This is a genomic window from uncultured Chitinibacter sp., from assembly GCF_945957625.1.
Lineage (GTDB): Bacteria > Pseudomonadota > Gammaproteobacteria > Burkholderiales > Chitinibacteraceae > Chitinibacter > Chitinibacter tainanensis.
Map to the genome: position 1 here is coordinate 73,926 of NZ_CAMFLP010000013.1, position 20,458 is coordinate 94,383.

At 59.2% G+C, this 20,458-nt stretch carries 17 protein-coding genes and 7 tRNA genes; 14 read left to right on the forward strand and 10 right to left on the reverse strand.

Features of this window, described 5'->3' with window-relative positions:
- The first annotated feature begins 14 nt into the window (after positions 1-14).
- A complete protein-coding gene (locus QV747_RS13860; protein WP_273429999.1) occupies positions 15-1,115 on the forward strand; it encodes a chemotaxis response regulator protein-glutamate methylesterase in 1,101 nt (366 codons plus the stop codon).
- A gap of 8 nt (positions 1,116-1,123) precedes the next feature.
- On the forward strand, positions 1,124-2,332 hold the full coding sequence (locus tag QV747_RS13865; RefSeq protein WP_273430002.1) for a chemotaxis response regulator protein-glutamate methylesterase: 1,209 nt from the start codon (positions 1,124-1,126) through the stop codon (positions 2,330-2,332).
- Between the two features lie 69 nt (positions 2,333-2,401).
- Here QV747_RS13865 and QV747_RS13870 read toward each other — a convergent pair.
- From QV747_RS13870 to QV747_RS13880, 3 genes are all read right to left on the reverse strand, one after another.
- A tRNA-His gene (locus QV747_RS13870) sits at positions 2,402-2,477 on the reverse strand.
- A gap of 30 nt (positions 2,478-2,507) precedes the next feature.
- A tRNA-Arg gene (locus tag QV747_RS13875) sits at positions 2,508-2,584 on the reverse strand.
- A 22-nt stretch (positions 2,585-2,606) separates the two neighbouring features.
- A tRNA-Pro gene (locus tag QV747_RS13880) sits at positions 2,607-2,683 on the reverse strand.
- Between the two features lie 134 nt (positions 2,684-2,817).
- Here QV747_RS13880 and folD point away from each other — a divergent pair.
- From folD to QV747_RS13935, 11 genes are all read left to right on the forward strand, one after another.
- Positions 2,818-3,672: a bifunctional methylenetetrahydrofolate dehydrogenase/methenyltetrahydrofolate cyclohydrolase FolD gene (folD, locus tag QV747_RS13885; protein WP_273430004.1), complete on the forward strand. Its 855-nt coding sequence runs from the start codon at positions 2,818-2,820 to the stop codon at positions 3,670-3,672.
- A gap of 105 nt (positions 3,673-3,777) precedes the next feature.
- On the forward strand, positions 3,778-4,809 hold the full coding sequence (locus QV747_RS13890; protein WP_273430006.1) for a quinone-dependent dihydroorotate dehydrogenase: 1,032 nt from the start codon (positions 3,778-3,780) through the stop codon (positions 4,807-4,809).
- 168 nt (positions 4,810-4,977) lie between these two features.
- Positions 4,978-5,559, forward strand: coding sequence for an electron transport complex subunit RsxA (gene rsxA, locus QV747_RS13895; RefSeq protein ID WP_028449902.1), 582 nt, complete (start codon positions 4,978-4,980; stop codon positions 5,557-5,559).
- A complete protein-coding gene (rsxB, locus tag QV747_RS13900; RefSeq protein ID WP_028449901.1) occupies positions 5,556-6,116 on the forward strand; it encodes an electron transport complex subunit RsxB in 561 nt (186 codons plus the stop codon). Before rsxA ends, rsxB begins: the two co-directional genes overlap by 4 nt.
- The gene (gene rsxC, locus QV747_RS13905) at positions 6,116-8,455 is read left to right on the forward strand and encodes an electron transport complex subunit RsxC (RefSeq protein ID WP_273430008.1); all 2,340 of its coding nucleotides are present in this window, start codon (positions 6,116-6,118) and stop codon (positions 8,453-8,455) included. Before rsxB ends, rsxC begins: the two co-directional genes overlap by 1 nt.
- A complete protein-coding gene (locus tag QV747_RS13910; protein WP_273430010.1) occupies positions 8,452-9,507 on the forward strand; it encodes an RnfABCDGE type electron transport complex subunit D in 1,056 nt (351 codons plus the stop codon). Before rsxC ends, QV747_RS13910 begins: the two co-directional genes overlap by 4 nt.
- Positions 9,504-10,130, forward strand: a complete 627-nt coding sequence (rsxG, locus tag QV747_RS13915) for an electron transport complex subunit RsxG (protein ID WP_273430011.1) — start codon at positions 9,504-9,506, stop codon at positions 10,128-10,130. Before QV747_RS13910 ends, rsxG begins: the two co-directional genes overlap by 4 nt.
- A gap of 4 nt (positions 10,131-10,134) precedes the next feature.
- Entirely contained in the window at positions 10,135-10,845 is a 711-nt protein-coding gene (locus QV747_RS13920; protein ID WP_231550487.1) for an electron transport complex subunit E, read from the forward strand.
- Positions 10,846-11,189: 344 nt separating this feature from the next.
- Positions 11,190-12,368, forward strand: a complete 1,179-nt coding sequence (macA, locus tag QV747_RS13925; protein ID WP_273430012.1) for a macrolide transporter subunit MacA — start codon at positions 11,190-11,192, stop codon at positions 12,366-12,368.
- Positions 12,361-14,316, forward strand: a complete 1,956-nt coding sequence (locus tag QV747_RS13930; RefSeq protein WP_273430013.1) for a MacB family efflux pump subunit — start codon at positions 12,361-12,363, stop codon at positions 14,314-14,316. The genes macA and QV747_RS13930 overlap by 8 nt, the downstream gene beginning before the upstream one ends.
- A 10-nt stretch (positions 14,317-14,326) precedes the next feature.
- Positions 14,327-15,751, forward strand: a complete 1,425-nt coding sequence (locus tag QV747_RS13935) for an efflux transporter outer membrane subunit (RefSeq protein WP_273430014.1) — start codon at positions 14,327-14,329, stop codon at positions 15,749-15,751.
- A 78-nt stretch (positions 15,752-15,829) separates the two neighbouring features.
- Here QV747_RS13935 and QV747_RS13940 read toward each other — a convergent pair whose 3' ends face one another.
- The gene (locus tag QV747_RS13940) at positions 15,830-17,260 is read right to left on the reverse strand and encodes a PLP-dependent aminotransferase family protein (RefSeq protein WP_273430015.1); all 1,431 of its coding nucleotides are present in this window, start codon (positions 17,258-17,260) and stop codon (positions 15,830-15,832) included.
- A gap of 78 nt (positions 17,261-17,338) precedes the next feature.
- Positions 17,339-18,229, reverse strand: coding sequence for a CPBP family intramembrane glutamic endopeptidase (locus tag QV747_RS13945; RefSeq protein WP_273430016.1), 891 nt, complete (start codon positions 18,227-18,229; stop codon positions 17,339-17,341).
- Positions 18,230-18,488: 259 nt separating this feature from the next.
- Between QV747_RS13945 and QV747_RS13950 the strand changes: the two genes are divergently transcribed.
- Entirely contained in the window at positions 18,489-19,133 is a 645-nt protein-coding gene (locus tag QV747_RS13950) for a pyridoxamine 5'-phosphate oxidase family protein (protein WP_273430017.1), read from the forward strand.
- Between the two features lie 80 nt (positions 19,134-19,213).
- Here the strand turns inward: QV747_RS13950 and QV747_RS13955 are convergent, their stop codons facing one another.
- The 5 genes from QV747_RS13955 to QV747_RS13975 form a co-directional block, all read right to left on the reverse strand.
- Positions 19,214-19,684 (reverse strand): hypothetical protein, encoded by a 471-nt coding sequence (locus QV747_RS13955; protein WP_273430018.1) that lies wholly within the window; start codon positions 19,682-19,684, stop codon positions 19,214-19,216.
- 253 nt (positions 19,685-19,937) lie between these two features.
- Positions 19,938-20,022, reverse strand: a tRNA-Leu gene (locus QV747_RS13960).
- Positions 20,023-20,108: 86 nt separating this feature from the next.
- A tRNA-Cys gene (locus QV747_RS13965) sits at positions 20,109-20,182 on the reverse strand.
- A gap of 37 nt (positions 20,183-20,219) precedes the next feature.
- Positions 20,220-20,295, reverse strand: a tRNA-Gly gene (locus QV747_RS13970).
- 16 nt (positions 20,296-20,311) lie between these two features.
- Positions 20,312-20,387 (reverse strand) — tRNA-Gly (locus tag QV747_RS13975).
- Positions 20,388-20,458 lie beyond the last annotated feature (71 nt).

The window sequence follows — 20,458 nt, forward strand, 5'->3', positions numbered from 1 at the left end:
GGCCAGGGGGCGCCATGACCATCAAAGTAATGCTGGTAGATGATTCTGCCGTGGTACGGCAGGTATTGGGGCAACAACTCAGTAGCGCGGGGGATATCCAGATTATCGATGTGGCCCATGACCCGATCATGGCGCAGGAAAAACTGCAGCATCGCTGGCCGGATGTGATTGTGCTCGATGTGGAAATGCCCAAGATGGACGGCATTACCTTCTTAAAACACATTATGGCCACCCGCCCCACGCCGATTGTGATCTGCTCATCGCTCACCCAGAAAGGCGCCGATATCAGTATGCAGGCACTGGCGGCTGGCGCGGTAGATGTGATTGCCAAGCCCATGGCGGGGGTCAAAGGTTTTCTCGAAGAAAACCGCAAAATGCTGATCGATGCGGTGCGCGCGGCGTCGGTGGCGCGGGTGAATCGTTTGCGCCAGCCCGAAGCGCCGGCGGCGAGGCCTGCCACGGCAGACAAAGGGGCCTTGCCCACGATTCGGGAAAAACTGGCGGCCGATGTGATTTTGGCCGCGCCCACCGGACATGAGGTGTTTCGCACCACCGAGCGGATAGTGGCTATCGGCACCTCCACCGGCGGTACGCAAGCCTTGGAATTCGTGCTGACCCAGTTGCCCAAAACCAGCCCGGGCATTGCGATTGTGCAGCATATGCCCGAACAATTTACCGCCGCCTTTGCTCGCCGGCTGGATGGGATTTGCCAAATTGAAGTCAAAGAAGCCAGCAATGGCGACCGGATTATGCCGGGCCGCGCGCTGATTGCACCCGGGGGGCGGCATTTGGCCATTCAGCGCAGCGGCGCGTTTTATCATGTGGAAGTGATCGATGGCCCGCCAGTCAGCCGGCATCGCCCCTCGGTGGATGTGCTCTTTCGTTCCGCCGCGAAATCGGCCGGGCGCAATGCGCTGGGCATTATCATGACCGGTATGGGCGATGATGGCGCTAAGGGGCTGAAAGAAATGCGCGAAGCCGGCGCGCACACCATCGCGCAAGATGAAAAAAGTTGCGTGGTGTTCGGCATGCCCAAAGAGGCCATTAAGCTGGAGGCCGCGGCTGAGGTGATGCCTTTGGCGCAAATCGCGCAATCGATTTACCGCTACGGCTAGGGGCTAGTATGAGCAGCGCGGCGCCGATTAAAGTGATGATCGTCGATGATTCGGCGATTGTGCGGCAGGTGGTGCGCGAGATTTTGCAGCGCGAGCCTGATATCACGGTGATTGGTGCCGCCTTTGACCCGCTGTTTGCCTACGACAAAATGCAAAAGCAGTGGCCCGATGTGCTGCTGCTGGATATCGCCATGCCGCGTATGGATGGCATTACGTTCTTGCGGCGCATTATGAGCGAGCAACCCACGCCGGTGGTGGTGATGTCGGCCCTGACCGAGCGGAATGTGGAGCTCAGCATGCTGGCGCTGGCCTCGGGGGCGCTGTGCGTGATCAACAAACCGGCGATTGGTTTTCGCGATTTTATGCACGCCAGCAGTAGCGAGCTGGTGCATGCGATTCGCGCTGCTGCCCAAGCCAAGGTGCAAAAGCTGAACTTACCGCCTATACCCGAACACGACAGTGCAGCCTTGCGTCGCCCTGCTAGTATGCCGCCGCAAATCAATCCTGTCTTGCCCTCCAAGCCAATACCCGCCACCCCTATGCCTGCTTTTGATGACCCGCTGGCCCGTGGTGCGCAAGAGCGGCGCGTAGCGCCCAAGCTCACCGCCGATGCGGTGCTGCCCGCGCCGGCGAGCAAGGCCCAGGTGCCTGCAACGCCCAAAATCGTGGTGATCGGCACTTCCACCGGCGGCACCCAAGCACTCGAACAGATTCTGCCGCAGTTGCGGCCAGACTGCCCGCCGCTGGCGATTGTGCAACATATGCCCGAAAAATTTACCGCCAGCTTTGCCGATCGGCTGGATATGCTCAGCCAGATCGAAGTGCGCGAAGCGCAGCATAATGACCGGATGCGCCGCGGTTTGGCGCTATTGGCCCCGGGGGGCAAGCATCTGCTATTGCGGCGCAATGGCAATGAATATTACGTAGAGGTCATTGATGGCCCGCTAGTTACGCGCCATCGCCCATCGGTGGATGTGCTGTTTCGCTCCGCGGCGGTTGCTGCTGGGCAAAATACGGTGGCATTTTTGCTCACTGGCATGGGCGACGATGGCGCCCGTGGCCTGCTTGAATTACGCCAAGCGGGCGCACAAACCTACGCGCAAGATGAAGAAAGCTGCGTGGTATTTGGCATGCCCAAAGAAGGAATTGCCCTAGGCGCTGCGCAGCAGGTGGTGGCGCTCGGGCAGGTGGTGCCGCTGATTCAGGCGGTGCATTAGCCGGGCAGTATTTGAGAGCTAGCTAATAGACGCAAAAAAGCCCAGTCCGAAGACTGGGCTTTTTATCTTTGGGGTGGCTGATGGGGCTCGAACCCACGACAACAGGAATCACAATCCTGGACTCTACCAACTGAGCTACAGCCACCACAAAACCTTGAAATCTGCCGCTGTGTGCTGGCGCACCCGACAGGAATCGAACCTGTAACCTACGGCTTAGAAGGCCGTTGCTCTATCCAGTTGAGCTACGGGCACATTCAATACTTTGTGTGTCTCTTGGTCGGGGCGGTGGGATTCGAACTCACGACCACCTGGTCCCAAACCAGGTGCGCTACCAGACTGCGCTACGCCCCGACTAGAGAAGGCCGAACTATACGCAGCAGCTGCACAGGCGTCAAGTGCTTCCCCAAAAAATTTTGCTAAAAAGTGCAAAAAAGCCCGATCAATGCGAAAATCCCGTTTTTGCCCATTTGCCGGAGTTTCCCGCCATGACTGCCCAGATCCTTGATGGTAAAGCCATTTCCCAAGAAATCGTTCAAGAAGTGCGCGCCAAGGTCGATGCCCGCGTGGCGGCCGGCAAACGCGCACCAGCGCTGGCGGTGATTCTGGTGGGCTCCGATCCGGCCTCACAGGTGTATGTGGGTAATAAAAAACGCCAGTGCGAAAACGCCGGGATTACCTCACTGGCTTACGATCTGCCCGCAGAGACTAGCGAAGCCGATGTCCTGAAACTGGTGGCCGAGCTGAATCAAAATGACAATGTGGATGGCATCCTGGTGCAGTTGCCACTGCCTAAACACATCGATGCCGATAAGGTGATCGAGCTGATCGATCCGGTGAAAGATGTGGATGGTTTCCATCCCTATAATATCGGTCGCCTCACTTTGAAAATGCCGCTGCTGCGCCCATGCACGCCACGCGGGGTGATGACTTTGCTGGAAAAAACCGGCATTGATCTGGTGGGCAAAGATGCGGTGGTAATTGGCGCGTCGAATATCGTTGGTCGTCCGCAAGCGCTGGAGCTCTTGCTCGCGCGTGCCACGGTGACCGTATGCCACAGCAAAACCAAAGATCTGGCCGCCAAAGTGGCGGGTGCGGATGTGGTGGTGGCTGGCGTGGGCATCCCGAATTTTGTGAAGGGTGAATGGATTAAAGAAGGCGCGATCGTGATCGACGTGGGTATCAATCGTCTGGAAAGCGGCAAGCTGTGTGGCGATGTGGAATTCGATACCGCCAAAGAGCGCGCCAGCTGGATCACACCGGTGCCGGGCGGTGTTGGCCTGATGACCGTGGCCACATTGATGCAAAACACCTACGACGCGTGCGTAAACCGCATCGGCTAAGCCAGCCACACGTAGCGCAACTTAAAAACAAGCAGCGAAAATACGCCGCAATTTGCCAATGGTGCCCGGCGGGCGCCGTTGGTGTCACTGGAGAAGGTACACAATATGGCTTATCAACTCGCCAAACCGCTATTGTTTATGCTCGAAGCCGAGCGCGCGCACCACGCTGCGTTTAAAGGATTGGGCCTGCTCAATAGCCTGGGTTTTCTGCGCTCGTTGGCCCCGACCGTACCGAATGATCCGGTGACCGTAATGGGGATTGAATTTGCCAACCCGGTGGGGCTGGCGGCGGGGCTGGATAAAAACGGCGATTATATTGATGCGCTGGGCGAGCTGGGCTTTGGTTTTCTGGAAATTGGCACGGTTACACCGCGCCCGCAGCCCGGTAACCCGAAGCCGCGCCTGTTCCGCCTGCCGGAGGCGCGCGGCATTATCAACCGTATGGGTTTTAATAATGGCGGCGTCGATAATCTGCTCGATAACGTTACCCAGTCCCAGTATCGCGGTGTACTCGGCATCAATATTGGCAAAAACGCCAATACCCCCATAGAAAAAGCCGCGGAAGATTATCTGATTGGTCTGCGCAAAGTGTATGCGGCTGCCAGCTATGTCACTGTGAATATCTCTAGCCCGAATACCAAAAATCTGCGCCAGCTGCAGCAGGGTGATGAGCTGGGCGATTTGCTGGCGCAACTGAAGGCCGAGCAGGAAAAACTCGCCCAGCAGCATGGCCGCTATGTGCCGATTGCGGTGAAGATCGCGCCGGATCTGGATAACAACCAGATTCAGGAAATCGGCCAGCTGCTGGTTACGCACCAGATTGATGGCGTGATCGCCACCAATACCACGCTGTCGCGCACCGGGGTCGAAAACCTGCCGCATGGCCAGGAAACCGGTGGTCTTTCGGGTGAGCCCGTGCGGGCCAAGTCTACCTCGGTGATTCGCGAGCTGGCGCAAGTGCTGGATGGCGCACTGCCGATTATTGGCGTGGGCGGCATTATGAGTGGCGAAGATGCAGTCGAAAAAATCCGCGCTGGCGCGGCCATGGTGCAGGTATATAGCGGGCTGATTTATCAGGGCCCAAGCCTGGTGAGCGAATGTGCGGCGGCTGTGGCGGCGCTGCGCCAAGGTAAGTAAGGCGCTGTGCGATTAGGTCGATAAAACATATCGACTTTATGAATTATTAATTTTAGTTCATCGTATTTTTTTGATTAGACCCGGGTCGCGGTGGCTTGCTTTTCGTTACAATATCGGGTGCTTTGTGAGCCAATTGCGGGCTCACCCTTGATTTTCCGGTGAGAGTCTATGGATTTTAGTCATTACCTGCTGCTGCTGGTCGGCGCGGTGCTGGTCAACAACGTTGTGCTGGTGCGTATTTTGGGGTTATGCCCGTTTATGGGGGTTTCCAAGAAACTGGAAGCCTCGATCGGCATGGGCCTCGCTACCGCGTTTGTACTGACGCTGGCTTCGGGTACCTCGTGGATGATGGATCAGCTCTTGATCGTCTGGAAGCTGGAATATCTGCGCACGCTGTCTTTCATCGTGGTGATCGCCGCCATCGTGCAGTTCACCGAGATGTTTATTCACAAAAGCAGCCCGGCGCTGTATCAGGCGCTGGGGATTTACCTGCCACTGATCACCACCAACTGTGCCGTATTGGGCGTGCCGCTGATCAACTCGACCGCGCGCCACAATCTGATGGAATCGCTGGTGTTCGGCTTTGGCTCGGCCGTGGGCTTCTCGCTGATTCTGATTTTGTTTGCCGCCATGCGTGAGCGCATGGAAGGGGCCGACATCCCGCAGGCCTTCAAAGGAACGCCGGCGGCCTTTATTACCGCAGGGCTGATGAGTCTGGCCTTTATGGGTTTTGCTGGGTTGGTGAAATGAGTTTTCTGTTAGCGTTAGCCGTGATGGCCATTCTGGCGCTGGTGCTGGGAGCGATCCTCGGCTTTGCGGCGATTAAATACAAAGTGGATGAAGATCCGCTGGTGGATAAAATCGATGCCATCCTGCCGCAAACCCAATGCGGCCAATGTGGTTTCCCTGGCTGTAAACCCTACGCCACCGCCATTGCCAACGAAGAAGCCGAAATCAATAAATGCCCGCCGGGCGGCGAAGACGGCATTCGCAAACTGGCCGATTTGCTGGGCAAGGATTTTGTGCCATTCGACGATGGCGGCGCCAGCGCCGAAAAAGCCCGCTCGGTCGCCATCATCCGCGAAGACACCTGTATTGGCTGTACTTTGTGTATTCAGGCCTGTCCGGTGGATGCCATTGTGGGCGCAGCCAAACATCTGCATACCGTCATCGAAAGCGAATGTACCGGCTGCGAGCTGTGTATTGCGCCATGCCCGGTGGACTGTATCGACATTGTGCCGGTGGGTGAAAACGTGAACACCTGGAAATGGCGCTATCCGATCATTCAATTGAAGAAGGTGGCCTAATGCTGGAAACCACCCGCGAGATTTTCCCCTTCCACGGCGGTGTGCATCCGCCGGAAATGAAAGACCTTTCCAATCGCAGCCCGATTGCGCGTGGCCCGCTGCCCGCGCAGCTGGTGATCCCCCTGCAGCAAAGCATCGGTAACCCCGCCAAATGCGTGGTGAATGTTGGCGATACCGTCGGTAAAGGGCAGCTGATCGCAGCGCCCGATGGCAATCTGTCGGTGGCGGTGCACGCGCCGACCTCGGGCCGGATTGTGGCGATTGATGCGCGGCAGGTAGCGCACCCATCGGGCCTGGCCGAATGGTGCGTTACGCTGGAAAGCGATGGCCGCGATGAATGGATTGCCCGCGATAAATTTGACTGGCGTGGTGCGCTAGAGCGCGGCGATGGCAAAGCAATTCGTGATTACCTGCAGCTGATGGGCGTGGTGGGGCAGGGCGGGGCGGTGTTTCCATCGCACTTGAAACTGGGCGGGCGCGAAGCGCTGCAAACCCTGATTATCAATGGCGCCGAATGCGAGCCGTATATCACCTGTGATGATCGCCTGATGCGCGAGCGCGCGATCGAGATCGTGGCCGGTATCGGCATTGTGCGCAAAATGCTCAATGCCCGCGAAGTATTGATCGGGGTAGAAGACAATAAACCCGAAGCGGTACATGCCCTGCGCGAAGCGCTGGCGCATTGCGGTTTCGCCGCCGAAGTGGTGGTGGTGCCCACGCTGTATCCGTCCGGCGGGGCCAAGCAGCTGATCAAACTCTTGACCAATAAAGAAGTGCCAAGCGGCGTGCGCTCGACCGATCTGGGCGTGCAGTGTTTTAACGTGGCCACCATTTACAGTATTTACGCCGCGCTGGAGCAAGCCGAGCCGGTGATTTCGCGCATCGTTACCCTCACGGGCGGCGTAGCCAAGCCCGGAAATGTGGATGCGCTGATCGGTACGCCGATTGATGATTTGCTGGCCTTTGCCGGTGGCAGCAGCGCGCGCGAGTATATTTATGGCGGCCCGATGATGGGCTTTACCCTGCCATCGACTGCGGTGGGTCTCACCAAGGCCGGCAATTGCGTGATTGCGATGGACGCCGCCAGCTTTCCGCCCAAAGCGCCCGAAATGCCATGTATTCGCTGTGGCGAATGCGCGGTGGCCTGCCCGCAAGAGCTGCAGCCGATGGATCTGTATTGGTTCTCGCGCAGCAAAAACTTCGGCAAGGCGCAGGAATGGAATCTCTTCGACTGTATCGAATGTGGCGCCTGTGCGTATGTGTGCCCATCCAGCATTCAGCTGGTGGATTACTACCGCTTTGCCAAATCCGAAATCTGGGAAGCCGAACGGGCGAAAAAATCGGCCGATACCGCGCGCCAGCGGCATGAATTCAAGCAATTCCGCGAAGAACGTGAAAAAGCCGAAAAAGCCGCTCGCCTCGCTGCCAAAGCGGCGCCGAAACCGGCTGAAACTGCCGCTGCGGCCAGCGCCGATGCGGTCGCCCCAGCCGCGGACGCTGATGACAAAGCCGCGAAAATCAAGGCGGCCATGGCGCGCGCCGCGGCCAAGAAAGCCGAAGCGGGCGATCTGGCTGCGCCACCTACCCAGGTCGGCAATGGCAAAGTGCCGCACGTGCTGAGCGACGAGCAGGCCGCGAAGATTCGCGCCTCAATGGAAAAACGCGCCGCTGAAAAAGCCGCGCAAGAGGCGCTCAGCCCCGAAGAGCGCGCAGCCCGCGACGCCGAGCGCGCCGCCAAAATTGAAGCGGCTAAAGCCGCTGCGGCAGCGAAAAAGGCTGGTGCAGATACCCTAGTGGAGCATGCCTCTGCAAGCTCTGAACAGGATGCGTCTGCGGCAGATACCCCGGCCAAGTCTGCGCTCGACGAAGAAAAAGCCGCCAAGATTCGCGCCGCGATGGCGGCGGCTGCGGCAAAAAAAGCCGCTAAAGAAGCAGGCGCTGCTAGCCCGGCCGCCGCTGCGCCAGATAAAGACGCTGTGGCGCCAAGCCCTGCCGCGAGTACCGCCACTGAGGCAGCCCCCGCCAAAGCTGCGCTCGACGACGAAAAAGCGGCCAAAATCCGCGCGGCCATGGCTGCCGCCGCGGCACGCAAAGCTGCCAAAGAAGGCAGCGAAGTCGCGCCGGTGGCCGAGCCTGCCGCAGCCTCGATGACAGAAGTGGTCGCAGAAGTCGCCGCAGCTGCAGATACCGCCCCGGCGGCAGCGTCTACGCCAGAAGCTGTAGCGCCAGCCGCAGCGGGGATAGATCCGGATAAAGCGGCCAAGATTCGTGCCGCCATGGCTGCGGCTGCCGCGAAAAAAGCAGCGAAACAAGCTGCGCAAGATGAAGGTCAGGCATGATGCGAACGTCTCCCCATGTGGTAAAACCCACTCCCTTGCAGCTGGTGATGCTGAAAGTTGCCGGCGCTTTGCTGCCCGGTATTGCGGTGTATGTGTATGTGTTTGGCGCCGGCATTGTGCTGCAATTACTGCTGGCCACCGTTACCGCGCTGCTCACCGAAGCAGCTTGCCTCAAGCTGCGTAATTACCCGGTGAAGCCGTTTATCACCGATGGCTCGGCCGTGGTTACGGCCTGGCTGCTGGCGCTATCTCTGCCGCCTTTATCGAGCTGGTGGATGATTGTGCTGGCGACGGTGATCGCGGTTGGGCTGGCCAAACATCTGTATGGTGGGCTGGGGCAAAATCCGTTTAACCCGGCGATGGTGGGTTTTGCAGTGATGATTGTGTCGTTTCCGGCGCAGATGGGCCGCTGGAATGCGCCACTCTCGCTGCTCTCGCACGAGCTCACTAGCTGGCAGCAGTTTGGGTATATCCTCACAGGCCAATTACCACAAGGCTTGGCGTTTGATACCCTGGCTTCGGCTACGCCACTGGATGCGGTAAAAACCGGCCTGACCCAGCAACATGCACTGCCGGATATTTTGCAGGGCGCGATTTTTCAGGCCGGCTGGCTGCCGAGCGAAATGGGCTGGATTGCGGCTGCTTATCTCTTGGGCGGGCTGTTTTTGCTGCAGCAGCGCGTGATTCAGTGGCATAAGCCAGTAGCGTTTCTGGCTGCTTTGCTGGCGTTTTCGGGGCTGTTTCATCTGATCGACCCCGCTCGCTACGCCAGCCCGCTGTTCCACGTCTTTAGCGGTGCGGCGATTCTGGGTGCGTTTTTCATTATTACCGACCCGGTTTCGGCCCCGACTACTCCACTGGGGCGGCTGATCTACGGCGCTTTGATTGGTTTGCTCACCTGGTTGATCCGCACCTACGGCGGTTATCCGGATGGGGTGGCCTTTGCTGTGTTGATTATGAATATTGCTGCGCCGTTTATCGATCAATACACCCAGCCGGCGGTATTTGGCCGCAAGCGTGGCAGTGTTGGGGCGAAAGGGGGTAAAGCATGAAAACCATGCTGCAAAACGGCGTGCGTGGCGCGCTGACCTTGCTGGTGTTTGCGCTGACCTTTACCGCTCTGATGGCAGGTACCTATACGCTGACTAAAGACATTGTGCTGGGCAATGAAAAAGCCGCCAAAGTGGCGCTGATTGCGCAGGTATTGCCGGCGGGCAGCTTTGATAATCAGCTGCTCGATGACGCCGTTGCCCAGGATGCGGCGGCGCTTAAGCAGCTGAATAACGAAGCTGGTTCGCAGATTTATCGCGCCAAAAAAGCCGGCCAAACCGTGGCCGCGGTCATCGAAACCGTGGCGCCGGATGGTTATTCGGGCAAGATCAAACTTTTGGTCGGCGTGAGCAAAAGCGGGCAAGTGCTGGGCGTGCGCGTGGTGGCGCATAAAGAAACCCCAGGGCTGGGCGATTACATCGATGTGCTCAAATCCAAATGGATTTTAGGCTTTGATGGCAAATCGCTGGCCGCACCGGCTGCCAGCGAGTGGAAAGTGAAAAAAGACGGTGGGGTGTTTGATTACACCGCCGGCGCTACCATCAGCCCGCGCGCGGTGGTGAAAGCGGTGAAAAACACCCTCGATTATGTGGCCGCACAGCCGGCTGTGGTTTTTGGAGCTTAAAGCCATGATGAGCTGGCAAGACGCAAAAGACATTATCTACAACAGCATCTGGAAGCAAAACCAAGGTGTGGTGGCGATTTTGGGGATGTGCCCGGTGCTGGTGATGTCCAGCAATATCATCAATGGCGTGTCGCTCGGTTTGGCCACCAGTATCGTGATGCTGATTTCCGGCGCGGCGATTGCGGCGATCCGTGATTTTGTCCCCAATGAGCTGCGCGCGCCGATCTTTATTTTGATCATTGCCGCGCTGGTGACGATGGTGGATCTGCTGATGAATTCCTATGTGCACGATCTGTATCTGGTGCTGGGGATTTTCATTCCGCTGATTACCACCAACTGCATCGTATTGGCGCGGGCCGAAGCGTTTGCCTCGAAAAACCCAGTCAGCCAATCGGCGCTGGATGGCTTTTTTATGGGCTTGGGCCTGACGCTGGTCTTGGGGATTTTGGGTGCAATGCGCGAGCTGGTGGGCAAGGGCACACTGCTGTCGGGCATTGATCTGGTGTTTGGCCCCGCGGCGCAAGGTTGGGTAATTCATGTGATCCCCGCGCATTACAATTATCAATTCCTGTTGGCGATTCTGCCGCCGGGCGCGTTTATTGGTTTGGGCTTTTTGATTGCCGGTAAGCAGGCGCTAGATCGTCGCGCCGAGGCACGCGCCAAAGCCGCCGCCCGCTTAGCCCCACCCCCTGCGGAGCCACAGGCCGCCAGCTAAATTGCGGTAATACCAAAACAACGGCGCTACGGCGCCGTTTTTGCTTGCGGACCAACCTCACTCGCGAAGCGAGGCGCCCCTCACGGAGGGGACGGGAGGTGTGGGTATAGAACATCAAGGCTGCAGCTTGACAGCCTTTTTTCCTAGGCTCGGCTTGGCCGAGACTTGAAGAAGATGGCTCTTCCACTTTGACAGCAGCCTGCAACGGCACTTCGGCGCCGTTTTTTATGCCTGCGACCTATTCACACGGTATTAAGTCGCACTTAAGCTTGCCCGCTATTGCCGGGTAGTGGCTTTGGATTATGCTAGCGCCTAACCAATATGCAGAGTGAATGAGGTAAGGTATGAGTAGGCTGGCGGCAATCAAGCAGGGCTGGCGCAAGCTGGGATTCTGGCGCTGGGTGGGGCTCGCGCTCATCGTGGGCGCGCTCTGGTGGCTGTGGGGGCGCAAGCCGGTTGATCCGGCCAGCCAGGTGATTACTGCGGTGGTGAGCAAGGGCGATGTTGAAGTCTCGGTGCTGGCCACCGGCGTGGTCGATGCGGCCAAAACGGTCGAAGTGGGCGCACAGGCGTCGGGGCAGATTCAGCATCTGGCGGTGGCGCTGGGCGATCGGGTGAAAAAAGGCGATCTGCTGGCCGAGATTGACCCTAGTGTCACCAAAACCGAATTTGACGCGGCCCAAAGTGCGATTGATGGCCTCGAGGCGCAGCAAACCGTTCGCCAACTCGCCCTGGATGAGGCTGAGCAAGAGCTGGCCCGGCAGCAACTGATGTTGAGCGGCGATGCCACCGCGCGTAAAGAGTTCGATGCTGCCCAACTCGCGGTGAAAACCCGCCGTGCGGAAATCCGCATGATTGCGGCGCAGCTGAAAGAAGCACAAGTGCGGCTGGAAAAAGCCCGCACCAATCTGGGCTTTACCCGTATTGTGGCGCCGATGGATGGCGTGGTGACCGCGATTGCCGCCAAAGAAGGCCAGACCGTGAATGCGATCCAGTCCGCGCCGCCGATCCTGACCCTGGCGGCGATGGACAATATGCAGGTGAAAGCCCAGGTGGCCGAAGCCGATATCGTGCGCCTCAAACCCGGTACACCGCTGTACTTTAGCGTGCTGGGCGCGCCGGAGCGCCGCTTCGAGGCCAAAATCAGCGGTATCGAGCCCACGCCGCAAACCATCAATAACGCGATTTTCTACAATGCGCTGTTTCTGGTGCCCAATCAGCAAGGGCTATTGCGCCTGCAAATGACGGCGCAAGTGACTTTCCTGCTGGATCGGGCACGCAATGTGCTCACCGTGCCGGTGGCGGCGCTAAGCCAGCCCAAAGGCCAGCTCTATACGGTGACGGTGCTAGAGGCCGATGGCCAGCTGCGCACGCGGCAGGTTGAGATCGGGGTGAAAGGCAATGTGAATGCCGAGGTACGTAAAGGCCTGCAAGCCGGCGAAAAAGTCGTGGTGAGCCGTGCCGACAGCAGCAAAAAGTCTGGCGATGATGGCCACCCTGAGCCGGAGCCTGGCCATGGCTGAGACGCCGATTATTGAATTACGCGATATCGTACGCAGTTTTCCGGCCGGCGATGAAGTCGTCCAGATTTTGCGCGGGGTGAATCTCACCATTCGCCGCGGTGAAATGGTGGCGATTATCGGGCAATCGGGCTCGGGTAAATCCACCTTGATGAATATTCTGGGTGGGCTGGATAGCGCCAGCAGCGGCTCGTATCGGTTTGCCGGCCGTGAAGTCAGCGAGCTGGATGCCGACGAGCTGGCTACACTGCGCCGCGATCATTTTGGCTTTATTTTTCAGCGTTATCACTTGCTGGGTGGGCTCACGGCTACCGAAAACGTGGCGATGCCCGCGGTGTATGTTGGCACACCACCCGATGAGCGCCAAGCGCGCGCGGAGCAATTATTAGCCCGGCTTGGGCTGGGTGAGCGGCTGGCGCATCGCCCGCGGCAGCTTTCCGGTGGCCAGCAGCAGCGGGTGTCGATCGCCCGGGCGCTGATGAATGGCGGGGAAGTGATCTTGGCCGATGAGCCGACCGGCGCGCTGGATAGCCGCAGCGGTCAGGATGTGCTGCAGATCTTGCAAGAGCTGCACGCACAGGGCCACACCGTGATTTTGGTAACGCACGATAGCAAGGTGGCGGCGCAGGCGGAGCGGATTATCGAGATTCGCGATGGCGAGATTGTTTCGGATGCGCCTAATCCGGCGCGGGTAGCGCTGGACGTACCCGAAGTAGCGCCCACAGGCTTGCATCATAGCCGGCAGGCGCAGGCCTTGCTGGGCCGTTGGCAAGAGGCCTTTACCATGGCGCTGCGCGCCTTGCTGGCCAACCGCATGCGCAGCTTGCTGACCATGCTGGGGATTATTATCGGTATTGCCTCGGTGGTGACGATTATGGCGCTGGGCGAGGGGATGGAAAAACAGGTGCTGGATAATTTCTCGGGCCTGGGTACTAGCAATATCGATATCCGCCCCGGCACAGGGCCGGGGGATGACAAAGCCGCCAGCATCAAAACCCTGCGTGAAAAAGATCTGCGCGCGCTCGAGGCCGAGCCCTACGTGGCTGCGGTGACGCCGTTGACGCAAATTGGCGCGCGGGTGCGCTACCAAAATATCGACGTCAACGCTGCCGTGCAGGGCGTGGCGCCGGCGTATTTCACCTTGCGCGATCAGCGTTTTAAAGCCGGGGTGCCGTTTAGCAATGACGATGTGCGCCGGCAGGCGCAGGTGGCGGTGATCAGCGAAAGCACCCGCGCCAAACTGTTTGGCAGCGCTGATGGCATTGGGCAGATTATTTTGCTGGGCAAGATACCGGTGCAGGTGATCGGCGTGGCCGAGGCGAAATCCAGCGGATTTATGAGTAGCGATAGCCTGGATGTGTGGCTGCCGTATTCCACCGCGGCCAGCCGGCTCTTTGGCCAGCTGCATTTCAATCTGATCACGGTGCAGGTGAAACCCGGCTTGCCAGTGAAGGCGGCCGAGCAAGCCATCATCAGCCGCATCCGGCTGGAACATGGCCAGCAGGATTTTTACACCCGCACCATGGAAGACCTGATGAAGTCGTTTGAAAGCACGGCCAATAGCATCAAGCTCTTCCTGACCATGATCGGGGTGATTTCGCTGGTGGTGGGTGGCATTGGGGTCATGAATATCATGCTGGTGTCGGTGACCGAGCGCACGCATGAAATCGGCATTCGCATGGCCGTGGGCGCGCGGCAGGGCGATATTCGCAGCCAGTTTTTGATCGAAGCCGTGCTGGTGTGTTTGCTGGGCGCGGCGATTGGGATCGGGCTCTCCGGAGCGCTGGCGCTGTTGGTGAATATGCTGGTGAAAGATTTCCAGATGGTGCTGTCTTTCTCCACCATCAGTATCGCGGTGCTGTGCGCTAGCGGGATTGGCATGGTGTTCGGTTTTCTGCCCGCCCGGCGGGCTGCGCAGTTGGCGCCGATTGAAGCTCTGGCGCGCGAGTAGGGGTATATCTATGCAGGCTAAATTTAATAAGGTTTATAAGGCTATACCCGTGGGTGTATTGCTGGCGCTGCTGTCTTTGCTGGGCGCGTGCGCAAGCCCGGCCTGGCAAGCACCGGCGGTAAATACCCCGGCCAACTGGCAAAGCGCTACGGCCAGTCAGATCAGCCAGCCGGCGGCCGATGCGGCATTCTGGGCCAGCTTTGCCGACCCGCAGCTGCTGCAGTTGCAAACCGAGGCCCTAAGCCGTAATGCCGATCTGGCGCAGGCTGCGCTGCGCTGGCGCAAAGCCGGTTTACTGGTGACGCAAAATCAGCAAGCTCAGCTACCTAATGTCAGCCTTTCGGCGAATTCGGGCGCCGCCTGGCAGCTCGATCCGGCACGCCATACCAGCGATTCGTTCGGGCTGAGTTTATCGGCGAGCTGGGAGCTTGATCTGTGGGGCAAGCTCGCCGATCAAACTCGCGCCGCCAGCTGGCGCACCACGGCCAGCGCCAGCGATTGGCAGGCTTTGCGCCAATCAGTGCGCAGCGAAGTGGCGCAAGCCTACTGGGCCATCGCCCGCGAGCAAGCCGCCCTGACCCTGGCGCAGGCCGATCTGGCCCGCGCCGAAGCGCTGCAAGCGCGGGTGAATACCCGCTATCAGGCGGGCTATCTGTCTGGGCTGGATGTGGCGCAGGCGCGCGATAGCGTGGCCCAGCAGCGTAGCCGAGTGCTCGAAGCCCAGCTGGCGCTGGATAAAAGCCGCTGGGCGCTGGCCACCTTGCTCGACCAGCCCCCTGCCACCTATGCCCAGCTGCAGGCTGCGCTGCCGAGCGAATTGCCAAATGTGCCGGCGGGCTTGCCCGCCGAGGTGCTCGATAGGCGGCCCGATCTGGCCAGTGCCCGCGCCAATCTGCAAGCGGCTTTTGCCGACGAAGCGGTGAGCCGAAAAAGCTGGTATCCCACCCTGTCGCTCACCGGCTCGTTGGGCAGTAATAGCCAGGAGCTGAGTAATCTGCTGGTGAATCCGGTGGCTCAGCTCGGCGCCGGGCTAGTGCTCCCATTTATCAACTGGCATAAGCGCGATACCGCGCTGAAAATCAGCGCGCTGGATTACGAAGCGGCAGTGATTGGCTACCGGCAAAAGCTGTATCAGGCGCTGCAGGAAGTGGAAATCGCGCTGGCCAGCCGCAGCCAGCTGCAAGCCAATCAGCCACTCTTGGCCACACAATTGCGCGATGCCGAGCAGGCCGAGCGGCAAACCGAGCTGCGCTATCGGGCGGGCGTGATTCAGTTTGATAGTGTACTCAGCGCGCAGGCGCGGCGGCAGCAGGTGCAAAATCAGCTGCTGCAGCAGCGCTATCAGCTGGCGGTGGCCAGTAGCAATGTTTACCGCGCACTGGGTGGTGCGCCGGATGGCGCTACGCCAGACAACCTTGCGCAGGCCACTCGCTAGCACCGCGTTGTTGGCGAGCCCGACTTGGGGTATGGGTCTGAAAGCTGCTGTTATTCCTGGTTTGGTGGGGATACTTGCTCAGGGTATCCCCGCGTAGCTCGCCAGCCGCCGCACCAAAGCATCAACTTCCTCGGCTGGAATCTGGGCGTAGCCGAGGATAAAGCCATTACGCTGGTGCTCGGCTTGCCAGCAATACGCCGCGAGTGGGCGGGCGATCAGACCGTGGGCGATGGCCTGCCGGCTGCTGGTGCTGGCGTCGAATTCGGGGCTAAGCTCGAGCGCTAAATGCATGCCGGCGGCGCCACCGTATAGCGTGGCATGCGATCCAAAGTGGCGCGCTAGCGCGGTGCTGAGCGCATCGCGGCGCTGGCTGTAGAGCTTGCGCATCCGGCGCAAATGCGCGGCGTATTCACCACTTTGAATGAACTCGGCGAGTGCCAGTTGCTCTAGCTGGCGGCCCCGCGGATAGCATTGCGCCAGCATGGCCGTGACCGCTTGCACATAGGCGCGTGGCACCACCAGATAGCCTGTGCGCAAGGCGGGGAAGAGTGATTTACTGAAGGTGCCCAGATACAGCACCGGCGCATCGGGCAGCAAGCCTTGCATTGCCGGTAGCGGCGGGCCGGCGCGGCGAAATTCGCTGTCGTAATCGTCTTCGATAATCAGCGTGCCATGCAGTTGCGCCTGTGCCAGTAACGCCAAGCGGCGCGGCAAGCTCAACACATGCCCAAGCGGATATTGATGCGAGGGCGTTACATAAATCAGCCGCGGCGGTGTTTGCCAATCGGCCGCGCTGGGCTTGATGCCATCGGCATCGACGGCAATGCCGCGCACGGCTAATTGTGCACTGGTAAAGGCATTGACCGCGCCGCCGTAGCCCGGGTCTTCCACCCAGGCCACGTCGCCCACATCGGCAAACAGCTTGGCGCATAAATCTAGGCTGGCTTGGGTGCCATCGGTGATCAACACCTGACTGGCATCGCAGACTACCCCGCGCGCGGCGCGCAAATGCCCGGCAATCGCTTCGCGTAGCGCTGGCTCACCGGCCGCCTGCCCATAGGCCAGCTGACTAGGGCGAGCGCTACGCCATTGCTTGGCCAGCAAGCGTTGCCAGCGGGCGTGGTCAAATTCGGCCAGTGCCGGTACGCCAGGCGTGAACGGGGCCAGGGTATCGACATCGGCAAATGGCGCCTGATAGGCCTGCCCGCGTTGCGACAGACCGCGCTGCGGGGTGTGCGGCGCGCTGGGTACGGGCGGCAGCGCCGCCACCCGCGTGCCGCGCGGGCCACTTTCCAGTAGCCCTTCGCTGGCCAGTTGCTCATAGGCAAACACCACGGCATTGCGGGCGATGCTCAGCTCGCGCGCCAGCTGGCGGCTGGCCGGTAGGCGCTGCAAGGGCGCTAAAGTCCGCTGCAAAATTGCACTGCGCAGCGCGGCATATAGCTGCTGTTGGCGTGAGCTGCGCGCATAACTTGCGGCATATTGGCGCAGCAAAAGGGCAAAATCCATGATGATCGTTTGGCTTGAGGCTGGGGCGAAGAGTGGGCCAGCTGCAGGTTCTTGCCTGCGGCTGGCGCAGGATAGAGGCTAGGCGCTGGCTACTGTGCTGGCTTGGCGTTGCCAGCAGGGCGGAACGATTTTGCCGCGTTTAACTGCCATGCGCAGCAGAATGATGCCGGTGGCGGTGCAGACGGTGAGCGCCAAAATCGATGATTCAACGCCAAATTGGCCCCCGGTCAGCCAGTTTGGGCCCTGCATCGTGGAGCGAATCAGGCCTTGCTGCGGCGCATTGCCAGAGACAATGCCAGAGAAAATAGCTGACTGAGTGTAATTCCAGGCGAGGTGAAAGCCGATGCTCAGCCACAGCCGGCGCGTCAGCATAACCGCCGCCGCCAACAAGATACCCGCTTCAACCGCAATAAAGAGCGCCCCTTCGAGCGTCGCCGCCGGGTTGGTAAGATGTGTCAGCCCAAAGACCAGTGCCGAAACCACCAGTGCAATCCAGCTACCCAACCAGCGCTCTAGCGATAAAAACAGTGCGCCACGAAAAAGTAGCTCTTCAAAAACGCTAGAGCTCAGCGCCATGGCCACGGCCGGCAACATGTAATTCCAGCTATTGAGGCCGGTGATGCGATAGATCCCCAGCGCCATCAGCGCGAGCTCACAGATCGTATATAAGCCGACCCCAACCAAAAGCCCGATCCCCAGTTCGCGGCCCAGGCCATTCACACCCAGCTCGCTGGTCTGGCGCTGCTCGATAAAATGGGCATAGGCGATATAAATGGCAAAGCCGGCAATACACAGCGCAATAATATGTGCCGCCGCTTTGACCGGCTGGGCAGCATAGCTGGTCATTACATCGGTATTCATCCCCATCATCACGAGAAAGACAAGGCCAAGCAGCAAAATGCGGCATGGCGGAGTGGCGAGTAGCCAGCGGAGCCAGCCTAGTTTGCTGGGGGGCAGTGCTGCGGTCATGCTTTTCTCCTGTGTATGAATACGCGGTGTTAGCGACGAATGTTGGGTTGAGTATAGCGAGCCGGTGTGCGATCTAGATTGCGCAGCGCAAAATTCACCAATCGGGCGCATGGGGGATTCGGGGCCGCTGGCTGCCGAGCTTGGGCTGGCTCCGCGGGCGATTTGTGCCAGTGGTACCTGATTTTTTATAGAGAATGGATCTTATCTTGGGGCCAGTGCTTTGGCTATGCTGGCGTTTTATTTGCACCGAGATCTAGCTATGTCATCCGCACCGAGCCCCCGCACCCGTATCCGCCGCATTCCGGAAAACGCCGATTACGCGCCCAGCACCCTGTATGCGATTTTGGATAGCCACTATTTGTGTCATCTGGCGTTTCACGATGAGCGCGGCCCGCATTGCCTGCCGATGGCCTACTGGCGGATTGACGATGCCTTGTATATTCATGGCTCGAATGGTAGCCGGCTGATGAAGCATCTGGCCGGTGGGGCGCCGGTAAGTATTGCCGTTAGCCACCTCGATGGGCTGGTGTTGGCGCGCTCGGCGTTTAATCATTCGATGAATTATCGCTCGGCCGTGATTTATGGCCAGTTTGAGCGAATTGAAGGCGAAGAGGCTAAAGCCGCCGCGCTAGATGCCTTTATGGATCATCTTGCCCCAGGGCGGAATGCCGAAATTCGCCGCGGCAGCCCGCAAGAGCTGGGCGCGACCATTGTGCTAAAAATTAGCCTGGCCGAAGCGGCTTGCAAAATCCGTAGTGGCGGCGCCGAAGACGATGAAAAAGATCTACACATCGCCGCCTGGACCGGGGTATTGCCGCTCACCGTGACGCGTGGTGCGCCGCAAGCCGATGCCGACTGCACACAGCCGCTGCCGGCCTATGCGCAGACATGGTCAGTGAAGTAAGGCTGGGGTATATGGCTGTAGCTATTGTTAGGAAGTGGCTATGGCTATATACCCAATTGGGTATTGACTGATGGCGCGCTTCACTTCGCCTGTCGCTGCCGCCGCGACTGATATTGCTGGCATTGCTGCTCAACCGTGTGACGGCCATCGAGCTGTAGCCCAGCATACAGCTGGCAGGGGCGGGCAAAGGCGACTTTTGGCTTTAAGTACCAATAGGGTGGCTCGGGCGAGCAAACGTACATTTCCTCGACCTGCCAGCGCTGCTGGGTTTTTTTGGCCACCACCCACAGCATCTTATCGAGATCTGGGTCGCATTGCGTGGCCTTATTCCAGTCTAGCGTTTTGCCCTCTGGCGCCATCAGGCCACCAACAATAACGGCCCAATTCCCCACATGATTGAGTTGCTCGACCCGAAAGCGCACGGCTTGCCCGGCTTGGCGGCTGGCTTCGGGGCGGATGGATTCCAGTAATACCTGGCGCTCGGCACTACTCAGCGCTATGGCCCCGGTCGAGGTGGCAAGTATGCACAGCGTGGAGATGAGATGGCGCATGATGGCGTGGCCTCGCTGGAAAACGGCGGCCGTGTTAGCGCTGCCGGCTGCTTCAATCGAATACTTAGCGTAACGCGCGCAGCGCTGGCGCTTCAAGGCGGGCGCAAGCCCGAGCGATTAATCTGCACAGGGGCAGAGCAAGCGCTGAGTGCGAAGCGCGGGCAATAAAAAACCCGCAGAGCGAGGCTCGATGCGGGTTTTGCTACGACAGACGTGCTGCCGATTTGGAGTTGCTGCGTTGCTGCTAATGGGGTGGTGCCCGGAACCGGAATCGAACCGGTACACCTTGCGGCGAGGGATTTTAAGTCCCTTGTGTCTACCTATTTCACCATCCGGGCACAGAGCGCGCAGTTTAGCAGGCTTTCAGCCGGCTGAATAGATTGCGGCGCTACAAAAAAGCCCAGCAACGCTGGGCTTTTCAGTTTGGAGGCGGGTACCGGAATCGAACCGATGTCTACGGATTTGCAATCCGCTGCATAACCACTTTGCTAACCCGCCGTAATGGGTAAAGAAAGCCAGGGCTTTCTTAAAAATTTGGAGCGGGATAAGAGGCTCGAACTCTCGACCTATACCTTGGCAAGGTATCGCTCTACCAACTGAGCTAATCCCGCATCAGGGTGCAATGTATGGAGCGGGATAAGAGGCTCGAACTCTCGACCTATACCTTGGCAAGGTATCGCTCTACCAACTGAGCTAATCCCGCATCAGGGTGCAATGTATGGAGCGGGATAAGAGGCTCGAACTCTCGACCTATACCTTGGCAAGGTATCGCTC

What these genes read in the sequence shown, in the direction of transcription:
- QV747_RS13860 (WP_273429999.1), top strand. Translation starts at nt 15, where the DNA reads ATGACCATCAAAGTAATGCTGGTAGATGATTCTGCCGTGGTACGGCAG.
- QV747_RS13865 (WP_273430002.1), top strand. Translation starts at nt 1,124, where the DNA reads ATGAGCAGCGCGGCGCCGATTAAAGTGATGATCGTCGATGATTCGGCG.
- folD (WP_273430004.1), top strand. Translation starts at nt 2,818, where the DNA reads ATGACTGCCCAGATCCTTGATGGTAAAGCCATTTCCCAAGAAATCGTT.
- QV747_RS13890 (WP_273430006.1), top strand. Translation starts at nt 3,778, where the DNA reads ATGGCTTATCAACTCGCCAAACCGCTATTGTTTATGCTCGAAGCCGAG.
- rsxA (WP_028449902.1), top strand. Translation starts at nt 4,978, where the DNA reads ATGGATTTTAGTCATTACCTGCTGCTGCTGGTCGGCGCGGTGCTGGTC.
- rsxB (WP_028449901.1), top strand. Translation starts at nt 5,556, where the DNA reads ATGAGTTTTCTGTTAGCGTTAGCCGTGATGGCCATTCTGGCGCTGGTG.
- rsxC (WP_273430008.1), top strand. Translation starts at nt 6,116, where the DNA reads ATGCTGGAAACCACCCGCGAGATTTTCCCCTTCCACGGCGGTGTGCAT.
- QV747_RS13910 (WP_273430010.1), top strand. Translation starts at nt 8,452, where the DNA reads ATGATGCGAACGTCTCCCCATGTGGTAAAACCCACTCCCTTGCAGCTG.
- rsxG (WP_273430011.1), top strand. Translation starts at nt 9,504, where the DNA reads ATGAAAACCATGCTGCAAAACGGCGTGCGTGGCGCGCTGACCTTGCTG.
- QV747_RS13920 (WP_231550487.1), top strand. Translation starts at nt 10,135, where the DNA reads ATGATGAGCTGGCAAGACGCAAAAGACATTATCTACAACAGCATCTGG.
- macA (WP_273430012.1), top strand. Translation starts at nt 11,190, where the DNA reads ATGAGTAGGCTGGCGGCAATCAAGCAGGGCTGGCGCAAGCTGGGATTC.
- QV747_RS13930 (WP_273430013.1), top strand. Translation starts at nt 12,361, where the DNA reads ATGGCTGAGACGCCGATTATTGAATTACGCGATATCGTACGCAGTTTT.
- QV747_RS13935 (WP_273430014.1), top strand. Translation starts at nt 14,327, where the DNA reads ATGCAGGCTAAATTTAATAAGGTTTATAAGGCTATACCCGTGGGTGTA.
- QV747_RS13940 (WP_273430015.1), bottom strand. Translation starts at nt 17,260, where the DNA reads ATGGATTTTGCCCTTTTGCTGCGCCAATATGCCGCAAGTTATGCGCGC.
- QV747_RS13945 (WP_273430016.1), bottom strand. Translation starts at nt 18,229, where the DNA reads ATGACCGCAGCACTGCCCCCCAGCAAACTAGGCTGGCTCCGCTGGCTA.
- QV747_RS13950 (WP_273430017.1), top strand. Translation starts at nt 18,489, where the DNA reads ATGTCATCCGCACCGAGCCCCCGCACCCGTATCCGCCGCATTCCGGAA.
- QV747_RS13955 (WP_273430018.1), bottom strand. Translation starts at nt 19,684, where the DNA reads ATGCGCCATCTCATCTCCACGCTGTGCATACTTGCCACCTCGACCGGG.